Source organism: Blautia sp. AF32-4BH (assembly GCF_003460565.1).
In the GTDB taxonomy this organism is placed as follows: domain Bacteria; phylum Bacillota; class Clostridia; order Lachnospirales; family Lachnospiraceae; genus Fusicatenibacter; species Fusicatenibacter saccharivorans.
On the sequence record NZ_QTVL01000013.1, the window covers coordinates 64,344 to 78,566 of the forward strand.

20 protein-coding genes, 1 tRNA gene and 2 riboswitches are annotated in these 14,223 nt (G+C 44.5%); of the genes, 13 read left to right on the plus strand and 8 right to left on the minus strand.

All coding sequences use genetic code 11. From position 1 onward, the window contains the following. Window positions 1–6 precede the first annotated feature (6 nt). A riboswitch (Lysine riboswitch) is annotated at window positions 7–181 on the minus strand. A 104-nt stretch (window positions 182–285) separates the two neighbouring features. The 6 genes from DWZ44_RS14250 to DWZ44_RS14275 form a co-directional block, all read right to left on the minus strand. After that, window positions 286–411, minus strand: coding sequence for a maltose acetyltransferase domain-containing protein (locus DWZ44_RS14250; protein ID WP_117510523.1), 126 nt, complete (start codon window positions 409–411; stop codon window positions 286–288). 43 nt (window positions 412–454) lie between these two features. Beyond that, the gene (locus tag DWZ44_RS14255) at window positions 455–865 is read right to left on the minus strand and encodes a peptide deformylase (protein ID WP_117805125.1); all 411 of its coding nucleotides are present in this window, start codon (window positions 863–865) and stop codon (window positions 455–457) included. 41 nt (window positions 866–906) lie between these two features. After that, on the minus strand, window positions 907–1,323 hold the full coding sequence (locus tag DWZ44_RS18490; RefSeq protein ID WP_173827430.1) for a hypothetical protein: 417 nt from the start codon (window positions 1,321–1,323) through the stop codon (window positions 907–909). 72 nt (window positions 1,324–1,395) lie between these two features. After that, window positions 1,396–2,001: a class I SAM-dependent methyltransferase gene (locus DWZ44_RS14265; RefSeq protein ID WP_117805126.1), complete on the minus strand. Its 606-nt coding sequence runs from the start codon at window positions 1,999–2,001 to the stop codon at window positions 1,396–1,398. Then, window positions 1,988–2,539, minus strand: coding sequence for a hypothetical protein (locus DWZ44_RS14270; RefSeq protein ID WP_117805127.1), 552 nt, complete (start codon window positions 2,537–2,539; stop codon window positions 1,988–1,990). The genes DWZ44_RS14265 and DWZ44_RS14270 overlap by 14 nt, the downstream gene beginning before the upstream one ends. Continuing rightward, the gene (locus DWZ44_RS14275; RefSeq protein WP_117510517.1) at window positions 2,536–3,105 is read right to left on the minus strand and encodes a GNAT family N-acetyltransferase; all 570 of its coding nucleotides are present in this window, start codon (window positions 3,103–3,105) and stop codon (window positions 2,536–2,538) included. Before DWZ44_RS14275 ends, DWZ44_RS14270 begins: the two co-directional genes overlap by 4 nt. 195 nt (window positions 3,106–3,300) lie before the next feature. Between DWZ44_RS14275 and DWZ44_RS14280 the strand changes: the two genes are divergently transcribed. Both DWZ44_RS14280 and DWZ44_RS14285 read left to right on the plus strand, forming a co-directional pair. After that, window positions 3,301–4,137 carry an AIM24 family protein gene (locus DWZ44_RS14280; protein ID WP_117805128.1) on the plus strand — a complete coding sequence of 279 codons (837 nt, stop codon included), beginning with the start codon at window positions 3,301–3,303 and terminating at the stop codon, window positions 4,135–4,137. A 164-nt stretch (window positions 4,138–4,301) separates the two neighbouring features. Continuing rightward, window positions 4,302–5,633: an MATE family efflux transporter gene (locus tag DWZ44_RS14285; RefSeq protein WP_242991195.1), complete on the plus strand. Its 1,332-nt coding sequence runs from the start codon at window positions 4,302–4,304 to the stop codon at window positions 5,631–5,633. 300 nt (window positions 5,634–5,933) lie between these two features. Here DWZ44_RS14285 and DWZ44_RS14290 read toward each other — a convergent pair whose 3' ends face one another. Together DWZ44_RS14290 and DWZ44_RS14295 are read right to left on the minus strand one after the other, a co-directional pair. Beyond that, window positions 5,934–6,932, minus strand: coding sequence for a DUF3878 family protein (locus DWZ44_RS14290; RefSeq protein WP_117805129.1), 999 nt, complete (start codon window positions 6,930–6,932; stop codon window positions 5,934–5,936). 174 nt (window positions 6,933–7,106) lie between these two features. Beyond that, a complete protein-coding gene (locus DWZ44_RS14295) occupies window positions 7,107–7,247 on the minus strand; it encodes a response regulator (protein ID WP_117805130.1) in 141 nt (46 codons plus the stop codon). Window positions 7,248–7,265: 18 nt separating this feature from the next. Then, a riboswitch (cyclic di-GMP riboswitch) is annotated at window positions 7,266–7,341 on the minus strand. A 109-nt stretch (window positions 7,342–7,450) separates the two neighbouring features. On the opposite strand from DWZ44_RS14295, the gene DWZ44_RS18255 reads away from it, so the two are divergent. The 11 genes from DWZ44_RS18255 (at window position 7,451) to DWZ44_RS14350 (ending at window position 14,163) form a co-directional block, all read left to right on the plus strand. Next, the gene (locus DWZ44_RS18255; RefSeq protein ID WP_158565922.1) at window positions 7,451–7,594 is read left to right on the plus strand and encodes a hypothetical protein; all 144 of its coding nucleotides are present in this window, start codon (window positions 7,451–7,453) and stop codon (window positions 7,592–7,594) included. Between the two features lie 374 nt (window positions 7,595–7,968). Continuing rightward, window positions 7,969–8,042 (plus strand) — tRNA-Arg (locus DWZ44_RS14300). A gap of 326 nt (window positions 8,043–8,368) precedes the next feature. Continuing rightward, window positions 8,369–9,334, plus strand: a complete 966-nt coding sequence (locus tag DWZ44_RS14310) for a ParB/RepB/Spo0J family partition protein (protein WP_071143508.1) — start codon at window positions 8,369–8,371, stop codon at window positions 9,332–9,334. Between the two features lie 14 nt (window positions 9,335–9,348). Further along, window positions 9,349–10,134 (plus strand): ParA family protein, encoded by a 786-nt coding sequence (locus DWZ44_RS14315; RefSeq protein WP_117805133.1) that lies wholly within the window; start codon window positions 9,349–9,351, stop codon window positions 10,132–10,134. After that, a complete protein-coding gene (locus DWZ44_RS14320; RefSeq protein WP_117805131.1) occupies window positions 10,124–11,032 on the plus strand; it encodes a ParB/RepB/Spo0J family partition protein in 909 nt (302 codons plus the stop codon). The genes DWZ44_RS14315 and DWZ44_RS14320 overlap by 11 nt, the downstream gene beginning before the upstream one ends. Before the next feature lie 78 nt (window positions 11,033–11,110). Then, entirely contained in the window at window positions 11,111–12,109 is a 999-nt protein-coding gene (locus tag DWZ44_RS14325; RefSeq protein WP_117805132.1) for a DUF6017 domain-containing protein, read from the plus strand. Window positions 12,110–12,118: 9 nt separating this feature from the next. Further along, complete coding sequence (locus DWZ44_RS14330) at window positions 12,119–12,415, plus strand: hypothetical protein (protein WP_015514766.1); 297 nt, start codon at window positions 12,119–12,121, stop codon at window positions 12,413–12,415. Between the two features lie 13 nt (window positions 12,416–12,428). Continuing rightward, entirely contained in the window at window positions 12,429–12,827 is a 399-nt protein-coding gene (locus DWZ44_RS14335) for a hypothetical protein (protein ID WP_199608701.1), read from the plus strand. A gap of 66 nt (window positions 12,828–12,893) precedes the next feature. Further along, entirely contained in the window at window positions 12,894–13,142 is a 249-nt protein-coding gene (locus DWZ44_RS14340) for a DUF3781 domain-containing protein (RefSeq protein ID WP_005921256.1), read from the plus strand. Between the two features lie 44 nt (window positions 13,143–13,186). Beyond that, a complete protein-coding gene (locus DWZ44_RS14345) occupies window positions 13,187–13,507 on the plus strand; it encodes a TfoX/Sxy family protein (protein ID WP_004612401.1) in 321 nt (106 codons plus the stop codon). Window positions 13,508–13,560: 53 nt separating this feature from the next. After that, entirely contained in the window at window positions 13,561–14,163 is a 603-nt protein-coding gene (locus DWZ44_RS14350) for an alpha/beta hydrolase (RefSeq protein WP_005337276.1), read from the plus strand. Window positions 14,164–14,223 lie beyond the last annotated feature (60 nt).

The window sequence follows — 14,223 nt, forward strand, 5'->3', positions numbered from 1 at the left end:
CGTTCATGAAGCAATAGCTCCTCCACCAGTACGGTGAGAGTGCACAGCCTGTTCGACTGTACCCCAACGCAGACAGTTTTTCGGGAACTGCCCCGTTTCGGCGAATGCTCCTTTCCCTGCCCGTCCCAGACCCCGTTGTCTCAGGACAGCTACTCTTAGCCTTCGCGCCTCTATTGCCGAATATGTATATTGACAGGTATTATCATATGTTTCTTTTCGCTACTTGTCAATCGTTTTTTCGACATTATTTTACAAAAATTTTATATTTTCGAAATTTGTCCTGATTTATTTGACTTTCTTGTCTCCCTCTGACGGCTTCAGCTGGTTGAACTTCCACAGACGCTCCATATAGCCGGACTGCTCTTTGGCCAGCTCTTCCACATTCGGGTTGTAAATGATTCCTTTTACCATTCATTCTCTGTCTGTCATACTGTCCTCCTGTCTGCTGTAGGATCTAAATAAGTATCCCTTCCAGATGATCCATCTCATGCTGGCAGATCTGGGCTGGCCAGCCGGTGAATTTCTGGCGTTGTTTTTTCCAGTTCCAGTCGTAGTATTCGATTTCGATGTTCTGGTACCGCTTTGTTTTCCGCACGCCTGGCAGGGAAAGGCAGCCTTCTTCTGTTTCGTAGGGGCCGCTTTTGCGGACGATCACCGGGTTGAACATGATGATGTCGCGGAATCCGGCGTTTACGATGATGATGCGTTTTTTCACGCCGATCATATTTGCCGCCATGCCGACGCATGCCTCGCGGTTTGCTGCCAGTGTGTCCTGCAGATCTCTTCCCACCTGCAGATCTTCCTCTGTCGCCGGGACGGATTTCTGTCCGAGGAAGAGAACGTCTCTCATAATTGGTTTTACCATTTGTGTTTCCTTTCTCTTTCGGCCTTAAAGGCCAAAATCGTTTAATTTTCTATTTGAATCCACATATCGCACGATGTGCATCCGATTACGTTTTTTCCGCCTTTCTGCTCCAATCGTTCTACTGTTCCGCTGCAGAACGGACAGATCCAGTCAATCTGTTTTCCGGCTTTGACGGCCTGCATCATGTTGACGAATTTTGTCGTATCTACATTTTTCGAATTGCAATTCTGCGTCCAATCACCGGAGAGTACTTTTCGCAATTCGCCGTTTTCATTCAGAATAACGGTGTCGCCCTCCTCGATGTTCCAGTCATACAGCATCTGATCCTCCTGGCGGATGCGCGATTCTGTTCCGTTTTCATCTTTCAAAACAACAACTGCCATGACAGGCTCGTCGGCACCGCGCTCCTCACAGCCGAAATCAAGGTCTTCCTCAATTCGCATTACCTGATATTTCATAAAAACGCCCTTTCTTCAAATATAATTCATGCTTTTTTGTATTCCACACGGTTTTTGCTGTTACAAAACTTTTTATTCCTGAATCGTAAAAATCACAACCCGCTCCCGGCTATCCCCGCCCGGAAACAGATCCATACAGTCGATCTCATCGAGAAATTCCAGTTCCGGCACCGTCATCAGATACGAGATATAAGCATCCGACGGGTAATAGAAAAACAGCTGGATCTCCCGCGGATTTTCGTAGTACGATTCCAGCAGTCTTGCCATCGCTTTTCTTAAGATTTCAAGCGAAAACGGGTTAAAAAAATACACCCGGTCCACTTCCGCAGGAACGGGAAAATTTTCGGCGCTCTCCAGCACAAACTCCGTCCGCGCACCAGAGGCCGCCGCCTTTTTGTTTTCCATTGCCTTCGCATAAATCCGCTCATCATACTCCACACCGATGGACTGGCACCGGGTCTGCGCCGATAAGAAGAAATCTACGCGGCCCTTTCCGCATCCGTAATCGAGCAGCGTATTTCCCTTTCGGATCATCCCCGTGTTTGCCATCCGCTCCAGCACGCAGTACGGGGTCGGCTCATACGGATACCGGTACAGATCCGACCGGCTGTCGTCCCGCCCCATTGTGTGGATCTGAAGCAGCTTGTCCCAGCGGTTTTCGTTTTTATCCTCTCTCATCGCCCGTCTCCCGATACTGTTCGAATAATTCCAGATACTCCTGTTCCACCGCATCAAACGGCCGCACCGCGTAGTCCAGCGTGATGTGAAGCTTCGGTGCATCCCCCTCCTGCGGCTCCTCCAGCAGATTCGTCAAATCGTACCACAGCAGATCATTGTCGATCTGTTTCATCATCCGCTGCTCCTCCGCCGTCAGATCACTGCCAAGATATTTCTCATAAATCACCGAAAGCAGATGGTCCTCGATCTCGCGGTACCGCGGCATTTCCTGTTTTAATGGCCGCGGCACGTCCGACATGTAACACTCGCTCGCGTCATGCAGAAGGCACGCCAGCACCAGCCGCCGGGAATAGCCGCGCGCGGCCGCCTCTTTCGCACAGCAGATGCAGTGCTCTCCCACTGACCAGAACGTCGTCACATGGCCGTTTCCGCGGCAGATCATCGGCAGCGCATGCGCAAAATCCTCCACACAGAGCAGTTCCGGAGCGGGATGCACAGGGTCAAAATGTTTTCTTGTATACGTTGTTATTGTGCTCATTCTTTTATCTCACTATATGATTTTACTGCCGGCTGTCCCGCGTGCGGCTCGCCGATGATTTTTTCCATCCAGACCATATCGTACCAGCGGTCGAATTTGTAGCCGCAGTTGTGGAAGGTTCCCACGAGTTCGAATCCGAGATGCGCATGGAACTCGGCGCTGTTTTTCGTCAGATATTCATCCTCGACCTGCGGATAGCCGATGCAGGCGTAGAGGTTCAGAATGCCCATTTTTTTCAGGCGGTCCGCCAGCTCTTCATACAGTCTCCGGCCAAGGCCTCCTTTTCTTGCATTGTGATCGAGATAAATGGTCAGCTCGCTCGACCAGTCGTATGCGGCGCGGCCGACAAAGGCATGTGCGTATGCATAACCTTCGATTTTTCCATCCTGCTCGATGACGAGGTATGGATATTTTTTCATGATATCACGCATGCGGTTCTCAAATTCTTCCAGAGACGGCACGTCCCACTCGAAAGAAATGACGGTGTATTCTACATAGTAAGCATAAATCTCCAGAATGCGTGCGGCATCCTCTATTTTTGCATCTCTGACAGTAATTGTACTCATAATAAACTCCTCCTCTGACCGTACTGCTTGCGTTTTCTGAACTTTATCTTATCACTCCGCTGAAAAATGGACAACATGATTTCCAGATTTCCTTTTTTTCTAAATTTTTCTGTGCTCTTTGCTTTCTTTCCTGTATAATAAAAGAAACAAGACGGATCACTATTTTTCTTCTTAATGAAAGAAAGGAACGTGCCTATGAAAATTTTAAATCTCGAAAACGAAAACCGGAAATTCACCAAGTCCATCGAAAATTTCCACGTCATGGAATATCTCCAGGATTCCAGCGTCTCGCCGATGACTGCCATGGAGGAGTATTACATGAGCAAAATGAATGTGCGCCGCCGCCAGGTTGTCATTGAACTGGACAAGGAGCACTCCGCGATTATCCAGTCCGGTGCGATGCAGTGGATGGGCGGCCATGTACAGGCGACCGCCGGAATCAAAGGGATCGGCGACCTGTTCGGAAAGGCCATCAAAGGCGCCATGACAAAGGAATCTGCCGTAAAACCGGAGTACGTCGGCGACGGATATCTCGTGCTGGAACCGACCTACAAATACATCATTCTTGTGGATGTCGAGAAATGGGGCTCCTCCGGAATGACGATTGAGGACGGCATGTTCCTCGCCTGCGACGGCAGAGTCAAAACCAAACTGACCGCCCGCAAGAGCATTTCCTCCGCTGTCCTCGGCGGCGAAGGCTTCTTCAATCTGAGCCTCGTCGGCAGAGGCGCCGTTGCCCTCGAAAGCAACGTACCTGAGGACGAGCTGATCGAAGTCGAACTCGAAAACGACGAACTGAAAATCGATGGAAACCTCGCCGTCTGCTGGTCCTCCAACCTTGATTTCACCGTAGAGCGCTCCACCGGAACCCTCGTCGGATCCGCCGTCAGCGGTGAAGGCCTCGTCAACGTCTACCGCGGAACCGGCCGCGTCCTCATGAGCCCGGTCGCCCCGACAGATTCCCTGCCGACTGCAACCAACACGACCCAGGCGAACCCCGCTGTGAAGAACAACCTTCCGCCGGAAAATTAAATTCGAATCCTCTCCGCCCCTATGCCTAATACGCATAGAAAAAAGTCAAATTAAACCTCGTTTTTGATTGACACTTTCTTCAAAACATGTTAGCGTAAAATACGCATTTATCTTTACATTCTTAAGAAAAACCATACGATAAAATACATGTTCTGGAGAAAATGATGAATAGAATAAACTGGACTGAACTGAAACCGCAGATTCAGCAGGTCGGGCGATTAAGTCTGCCTGCGATTCTTACACAGATTACTACGATTGCGATGCAATACATTGATTCCGCGATGGTCGGCGCGCTTGGGGCGAATGCTTCGGCGGCGATCGGACTGGTTTCGTCGACGACGTGGCTCCTCAGCGGTACGATTTATGCGGTTTCAGCCGGTTTTTCTGTTCAGGTAGCGCATCAGATCGGGGGAAATCATGACAAGAAGGCAAGGGATGTTGTGCGGCATGGCATCGCGTCCGCGCTTGTTGTGTCGGCTGTTTTGTGCCTGATCGGGCTTCTGATCAGTCATCCGCTGCCGGGGTGGCTCGGCGGTGCGCAGGAGATCCGGCGGAATGCCACGCTCTATTTTATGATGTTTGCCATCATGCTTCCGTTTTCCCAGCTCAACTCGCTGATGTCGTCCTTCCTGCAGTGCAGCGGTGATATGGTGACGCCCAGTATTTTAAATGCCGTCATGTGCGTGCTCGATATCATTTTCAATGCTCTTTTGATTCCGGTTTTCGGTGTCATGGGTGCCGGTATGGGAACGATGCTGGCCTGCGCCGTCATCAGCCTCACGGGTGCCTGGTTCTGTTGTGTCCGCAATCCGCGGCTGCGTCTCCGCCGGAAGGAAAAAACGGTTTTTGATACGAAAATTCTGAAAACTGCATTCAAAATCGGTGTGCCGGTTGCCGTACAGGAAATCGCGATGAACAGCGCCATGGTTGCTGCCACCATGCTGATTGCCCCGCTCGGCTCCATTGCGATTGCGGCCAATTCGTTCGCCGTCACCGCCGAAGGCCTCTGCTACATGCCAGGCTACGGCATCGGTTCCGCCGCGACAACGCTCGTCGGCAGAAGCTACGGCGCCGGAAATTACAAGCTGGCGAAACGCTACGGAAATATCTGCATTGCCATGGGCGCAGTCCTGATGGCCATCACTGGAGGTCTGATGATGATCTTCTGTCCGTTCGTCTTTAGCATTCTGACTCCTGACCCGCAGGTGCGCTCGTTTGCCGCCGAGGTACTCCGCATCGAACTGCTCGCCGAGCCGTTTTTCGGCGCTTCCATCGTTGCCGCCGGAGCCCTCCGCGGAACAGGCGATACGTTTGTGCCAAGCCTTCTGAACCTTGGCAGCATCTGGGTCATCCGCCTCGGTCTCGCGGTGCTTCTCATCACCCCGCTCGGCCTGCGCGGCATGTGGATCGCCATGGCTATCGAGCTCTGCATCCGCGGATTGCTGCTGCTCTACCGCCAGCATACATCGAAATATTATAAACTGCCCGCAGCCTGACTTGGCGGCAGCGTATAGAAAAAGCGCTTATTTGAGATTTCATTCCCGCCTCAAATAAGCGCTTTCTATTTTACCTTATCCCTTGTTTCAATTCACAGTCGGTATTTTCACGGAGTCTGACATGTCGAAAATAGTTCGACTGTGACTTGCCTCATGTCTGTGGAGGATACCGATTTCTCTCCGCCCGCCACTGCCGTTATGTTTCTTTTAACAATTCATCCCACCACTTTAGAAGCGGGGGACTTCTTGTCTACTGGTATTAAAACTGAATCACTTCCGGCTCATCCGTAAAGGAGCTGATCATTGCCGTTGCGTTCTGGAAATTTTAAACGTCTCAACCTCCACAACCCGCTCTTTCCCTCTCGTTCCCCAGATCATCAGATGGACCTTATATTCCACCGAATCCCGTGCATAAAAGAATGGCTCCTCGCGCAGCAATGATGCGCGTTTTCCTTCGGCTTCCAGTATCTTTTTCCGTTTCATTGCCTGCTCCTGGATTTTTCGGATCTGGGTTCCTTCTTCGCCGGTGAAGCGTCGTTTCGGATAATTCTGTGCTTCGCGGGCCAGTTTTTTTTCCAGTAAATCCACGACTTTCGCGTGGCGGCTCGTATGCAGCAGTTTTGCGATCTGTTTTGCGAGGAGTTTTCCCTGCCATTTTTCATAAAGTGCAAGATACCACAGCAGCACTTTATCGCCTGCCTCCGATGCCAGTTTTTTCATCTCCGTAATTGCCTCTTCCGTCGCTTCCCACCACGGGCATGACGGTACGAGATACTGATCCGGCACGGCCGGGTAGCAGCAGAAATTGAGCGGCGGGAAATTGGCCAGCGATGCCAGACGCATTTCTTCCTCGGTGCAGAACGCCTCGCCGAGGTATTCCAGCTTGTCCCGCAGGATCGCAATACGGAACTCAATCTGCCGCAGATACTCGTATCCGTCCACCCAGAAATGACCCGTTTTTCCGTAATCAAACAGATGCACTTCCAGTGAAAGGCGGCTGAAAAACAGCGTGCACACCGTCTCTCCCTGCCGCACGATCAGAACGTACTGCTCCCCGTCTTTTTCCAGTGCAGCATCTATTTCTCCCTCGTATTCCTTCTGATACGTTCCCGTCAGCTCCGCGTCATGAAAAACGAGAAAGCTCTCTGCCGCATCGTTCATCAGATAGACAAGCCAGATCTCCTTTTCTCCTCCACCGTACCGCTCACCCGGAAGCAGCAGCTCGAACTGCCCCTGCGAAAGAAGCACATCCAGCCTTTCCAGTTCCTCGGTCCATGTGATATTTTCTGCAATTTCCATTCCGTGATTCTCCCCTGTTTTCTTTTACTTCCTATGATACACCATAAAAAGGCTCCACTGCAATCCAAAGCAGTAGAGCCCCTTCTCCAAATTTTTCTGTTATTAATCCGTCCCGTTATCCGGCGCATGCCGTCCGCACTTTCTCGTCCAGCGTCGTCTGAATCTCTTTTAAATTCACCGGTTTCGGAATATGCCCGCGTCCGCGCACCGCTTGCGGTCCGTTGCAAAGGTATTTGCTGTCATCGCAAAAATCGGAACATCATTGTCCTCACGCACACTGTTTCGAATTTTTTTCGTCGCCTCGATGCCATCCATCACCGAAATGTTCCATATTTACGCAGCTGGCTGCCATTTTACAGGCCCTGTAGCTTTGCGTCACAGCCTTTCGACTGCTTTGCCGAGATTCTTTTTTTATTTTAATTCATTGCTGTAAGACTCTCTTCTCCTTTCCCATCGGAATATGATATAATGACCTCTGGATTTTGGCAGATTACTGTTTTTAACATTGGAGGTGTACGATGAAATACAGACTCATAACAGAAAACGATTTAGAATATGTTGTCGAAAAAAATAATGAATACTACAACAATGTCGAAGGCTGCTGGACCTATGAAAAAGCCTATAAGAGAATTTATCAGGTACTCACAATGGAAAATTCCTGAAGTAAACTGCGGAATCGCAAGTATGTGTTTCGTCTTGAAAAAGCAGCAAAAATATAGTATAATATTTTTGTTTCTGACCTGGCTGAAACATTTATAATTCTTGTTTCTGTAGCTCAGCAGGATAGAGCGTCCCCCTCCTAAGAGAAAGCCGAGGCATTCCCCAAAGGGAAAAAATGAAAAACAACTTTCAGTTCGAATCTATTCTGAAAAATGCCAAAGGTGACAACAAAGCATTCCCCAATTTGGGGAACGTTCTAATGTTACCAAAGTAAAAAAATCTGTAGATTGACAACTCGAAAAAGAGTTGATAATCTTATATATGGCCGAAGGGAAAAATCCCAGAAACCCAGTAAAATCAAGGGTTTGCGGCATGTGTCGTCATAGCTCAGCTGGATAGAGCACTCGCCTCCTAAGCGAGGGGTCGGAGGTTCAAATCCTCTTGGCGACGGGCTTCAAAGCGTTCGAAAATGTTAGCTGGATTAGCTGACAGCGAACGCTTTTCTTATTTTCTAATCACGTTCGTGGCATGAAATTCCATTCAAAATGATCCATTTCCAGCTAACACAATCCGATTTTTGTTAGCTGACAGCTAATCAAAATCACCGGTTTGCAAACATGGTTTTTCAAGAGTCCAGCTAACATTTGGGTTCCGCTCTGTTGTCACCCCTTATTTGGGGATGTAAATCAGAGAAAAGGCAGGAAAAGAAACAATCTCTCCGAAACCTGCAAACATAAATTAGCTGAAACAGTATTCAATTCTATTAGCTACAGCTAATAGTCAAACGGCAATGTCTGTTTGGAACTTTTCTTACAACAAAAGTTCCAGGCAGGCATTTTTTATTTCCTGAATCCTGGAGGAAAGGAGTCAAGATGACTGATGCAAACAGACAATCAGGAGAAAAAGAAGAAAGAATCATAGAAATTGAGATTGAACGTCTCCGCCCTTTTAAGGAGCATCCGTTTCAGGTGAAAGATGATAAGGAAATGTTTCTTCTGCAGGAAAGCATTGAGAAATATGGAATCTTAAATCCGCTGATCGTCAGACCGGTACCGGATGGCTACTATGAAATCATATCCGGTCACAGAAGAAAACATGCTGCAGAGAAACTTGGATACCGTAAAGTACCGGTGATCATCCGGGTATTAAGTGAAGATGATTCCATCTTAAGCATGGTGGATTCGAATCTTCATAGAGAACGGATCAGCTACAGTGAAAAGGCTTTTGCTTACAAATTAAAGAATGACGTATTGAAAAGAAAAAGTGGTCGAAAAAAGAGCCAAGTTGACCACAAAAAAACAAGAAAACGTTCGATAGATATTATCAGTGAGGATTGTGGTGATAGCCCAAAACAAGTGCAGCGTTATATTTCACTGACAAAGCTGATACCAGAAATGTTGCAGAAGCTGGATGATGAAATTATTTCTTTTTGCCCGGCTGTGGAAATAGCAGCACTGAAAGAAAATGAACAAAGAGAACTGCTTAAAGCAATGGATTATGCACAGGCGATTCCGTCACTCTCACAGGCTCAGCGGATAAAGCAGCTGAGTAAAGAAAAACAGTTATCGCTGGAAAAGATGGAAGAAATCATGTGTGAAGTTAAAAAGGGTGAGATCACAAGAGTGGCATTCACAAACGAGCAGTTACACAAGTATTTTCCAAATTCCTATACACCGGCAATGATGAAACGGGAAATACTGGCACTGCTGAAATTATGGAAAAAAGAATCATGGGAAAGTTAAAGGAGGAAGAAATCATGTGTAAAGTTATATCCGTAGTAAACCAGAAAGGTGGAGTCGGCAAGACCACCACAACCGTAAATGTAGGTATTGGACTGGCAAGAGAAGGTAAAAAAGTACTGTTGATTGATGCAGATCCGCAGGGGAGTTTAACAGCAAGTCTTGGATATGAAGAACCGGATGATCTTCGAATTACACTGGCAACAATGATGATGGATGTTATCAATGAAGAAGATATTAATCTGGAAGATGGTATCTTACATCATCAGGAAAATGTAGATCTGCTTCCAGCAAATATTGAGCTTTCCGCACTGGAAGTAACGATGGGAAATGTTATGAGCAGAGAAATGATCATGAAAGAATATATCGATGCGATAAGATCCCGATACGATTATATCCTGATCGACTGTATGCCAAGTCTTGGTATGATGACAATCAATGCACTGGTTTCTTCCGATTCCGTGCTGATACCTGTACAGGCCGCATATCTGCCTGTTAAAGGACTTCAACAGCTGATTAAGACCATTCTTACAGTAAAGAAAAGATTGAATCGGAAACTGGCGATTGAGGGCATTCTCCTGACTATGGTAGATTTCAGAACCAATTACGCAAGGGACATTGCATCAAGAGTACATACAACCTACGGAAGTCAGATTGAGGTATTTGAAAATGTGATCCCGATGTCTGTAAAAGCTGCTGAGACCAGTGCGGAAGGAAAAAGTATCTACATGCACTGCCCGAAGGGAAAAGTTGCTGAGGCATATATGAATTTAACACAGGAGGTTTTGAAGAATGAAAAATAGAAGTGGTGAAAAGATTAAGCTGGCAAGTATTGATGAACTGCTCGGTGTGGTAAATGAAGAATCTGCAATGGAGATAGAGATCAGTAAGATCCATCCGTTTAAGAATCATCCATTCAAGGTGTTGGATGATGAAAAGATGCAGGATCTGGTAGAGAGCGTAAAGATCAATGGAGTGTTGACACCGGTACTTCTCCGTATGGATGAAAACGAAGATTACGAAATGGTATCCGGTCACAGAAGAATGCATGCAGCACAGCTTGCAGGACTCACAACTATTCCGGCAATCGTAAGAGAATTATCAGATGATGATGCCATTGTGACGATGGTGGACGCTAACATTCAGCGAGAGGAACTGTTACCGAGTGAGAAAGCCTTTGCCTACAAGATGAAACTTGATGCAATGAAAAGACAGGGAATCAGAACAGATTTAACTTGTGTACAAAATGAACACAAGTCAGGTAAAAAGTCACGAGAATTATTGGGTGAGCAAGTTGGAATAAGCAGTGTGCAGGTGACTCGTTATATCCGACTGACAGAGCTTATTCCGGAACTTCTTGATCTGGTAGATAACAAAAAGCTTCAGTTCACGGTTGCTGTAGATATCTCTTACATCGATAAGGAAGTACAGGGATGGATTTACGAATATATCTGCGACACAGGATTTATCAAACCAAAACAGATTGCAGCACTTAGAAATCAGCTGAATGATGGACCAATCAATCAGATCCAGATGTTATCGATTTTCAATAATTGTGTAATGGCAAAGAAAGTATCCCGGTCTCTTACTTTCTCAGAAAAGAAACTGACAAAGTATTTTCCGGATGATTATACAGCCAAAGATATGGAACAGATAATTGAATCATTATTAGAAAAATGGATGCAGGAACAGTCCTGTTAAGGATAGAAAAAGCTAAGAAAACAAAGTCAAAGAAGTTTAAAAAGAGGACTTCTTAGCAGAAAACGAAAGGAGGAAATTATGGAGAAAAAAATGACATTTAATTATTTTTACGGTACCGAAGCTGATCAGTTCAGCTTCTACCGCATACCAAAAGCATTATTTACAGACAGCTACTTTAAAGATTTATCAAGCGATGCCAAAATTTTATATGGACTGATGTTGGATCGAATGTCTCTTTCCATCAAGAATCAGTGGTTTGACGACAAAAACAGAGCATATATCTACTTTTCCATCGAAGATATCATGGAATTACTGAACTGTGGCAGAAATAAAGCCATCAAATCCATGAGAGAACTGGATGACGAAACAGGAATTGGTCTGATTGAGAAACGTAGACAGGGATTTGGAAAGGTGAATGTTATCTACGTAAAAACCTTTATGCCTGAGAAAACAGATGAGAAAAAATTTGGAGAGGAATTAGAGAAGTTTAAAAAACAAACTTCTGTGGAAAATGAAGAGACTGCAGAAGTTTACAATTTAAACTTCATGAAGTCCCAAAATCAAACTTCTAGAAGTCCCGAAAACAAACTTCAAGAAGTTTACATTTCAAACCCTAATAATACTAATCTTAGTGATACTGAAATGAATGATAATAAATCTAATCATATCATATCTGTGGATGAGAAAAGATGTGATAGCGATAATCGCTCTGAGGATTATCAGGCTTATGAAAACCTTGTCAAGGAGACCATTGATTATGAATCACTGGAAATAACCCATCATGACGATATGCGACAGGTAGATGAAGTCGTGAACCTGATCGTAGAAACTGTGATGTGTAAAAATGACAAGATCTTGATTGCCAGCAACTGGTATCCGGCATCTCTGGTGAAGAAAAAATTTCTGATGCTGACCTATTCACATATCGAGTATGTCTTACACTGTATGCGTGGTAACACCACAAAGGTGAAGAACATCAAGAAATATTTATTAGCAGCCCTGTTTAATGCACCGTCTACGATGAATGGGTATTATCAGGCAGAAGTGAACCATGATATGCCAGGACTGGTAAGATAGGAGGTGCACATGTTTATTTTAAAACTTGCTGGGAAGATATTATTACTGCCGGTATGGCTGATACTTTTTGTGATCGGCCTGGCAGTGAAGATGACAGTACAGACTTATGCGGTTGTCAGAGGAATCCTTGGATTTATATTCACTTTGTTGATTATAGCGACTGCATACTGTTACCATGATTGGGTACAGGTTGCATTCCTGTTTTCGCTGAGTGTAATTCTGTATCTGATCCTGTTTGCAGGAGTGTTTGTAGACACTGTACTGGATATGACAAGAGAAAGTATTATTGATTTTATTTTATCGTGAGGAGGATATGAAAATGAGCGAAAACAATGATTTTATTCAGTTACCACCGATCAAAAAAGACACACCTTCCGAAGTGGTCTCAATGATTTGGCAATATTTGAAATTACCCGAGGAATCCAGAAAAAGGGTGAAAGCAGAGTTGATTAATGTACATGAGAACTGTGGGAAAGAAGATTTTCAGATTCCTAATTTCTATGACATCGTTTCAAAAGAGGAAATCGCAGAATTTGAGGGCATCATGCGTAAGATCATAACAGGAATTATTTCTGAGGCCAGTGGTATAGCCACCTGGGTGTATGTGCAGAAATATGAGAAACACAAAACTCTGGATGAAATGCTGCAAGAATGGCAAGGCGCAGGCCAGTTTATTATTGTCATGGATACCTGGTTCGAAAAATTGATGGCGGAATAATATGATACTGTGATAGAATGAAGAAAACGATTTGATGTGCAAATCGGTAGTTGAGGAAAAGAAAGAATGGAAGATAAAAAGATATTGCTTGATAATATTGATAAAATTCATACAACCGAAATGGGAATTGATAGAATTAAAAGAAACCTAAAAATAGATACAGCAGATGTTGTTGAGTATTGCAAAAATAAGGTATTAGATAAAAATTGCAATATATACAAACAGGGTAAAAATTGGTATTGCGAGGTTGAAAATATCAAAATTACTATCAATTCATATAGCTATACAATCATTACAGCACATATTGTTAAGTAATTTCAAGTTTTTGAAACTGAGAAATATGAATTTGAGGTGGAAATATGGCATCAAGCAAGGAATACTTAGAGTTTATTTTAGGGCAGCTATCTGAGTTAGAAGAAATTACTTATCGAGCTATGATGGGAGAATTTATTATTTATTATCGTGGCAAGATTGTAGGCGGTATCTATGATGATAGATTACTTGTTAAACCAGTAAAATCAGCAATTAGTTATATGCCGACAGCTCCGTATGAATTACCCTATGAGGGAGCAAAAGAGATGTTGTTGGTAGATGAAGTTGATAATAGGGAATTTTTGACAGGCTTGTTTCATGCAATGTATGATGAACTGCCAGCCCCAAAACCGAAAAAGAAGAAATAAACAACTCCCAGTTTGTATAACAGGAAAATTTGAATTTGTGGAGGATAACTATTGTGGATAAAGCAGTTATTTATATACATGGAAAAGGTGGTAATGCTGAAGAAGCTATTCATTACAAACCGCTCTTTAGTAATTGTGATGTGATTGGTCTCGACTATACTGCACAGTTTCCATGGGAAGCAAAAGAAGAATTTCCATTACTTTTTAATTCAATTTATAGAAACTACAAGACGGTTGAAGTAATTGCCAATAGCATTGGAGCGTATTTTGCTATCAATGCCTTATCAAATCAGCAAATAGAGAAAGCATATTTTATTTCGCCCGTTGTAGATATGGAAAGGCTTATTGCTGATATGATGATTTGGGCAAATGTTACAGAGGATGAACTCAAAGAGAAAAAAGAAATTCAGACAACCTTTGGAGAGACTCTTTCATGGGATTATCTTTGCTATGCAAGAGAAAATCCTATTATATGGGAAATCCCAACGCACATTTTGTATGGTGAAAAAGATAATCTTACCGCTTATGGAACGATATTTGAATTTGTACAGAGGACTAATTCAACACTTTCTATTATGAAAAATGGAGAGCATTGGTTTCATACGGATGAACAAATGAAATTTCTTGATGAATGGATAATAAAATCTTCCAAATAAATTCCTGTTTTTGAAACTGGAAAATCGGAAGCTGAGGAGATAGACTATTGAGAACATATG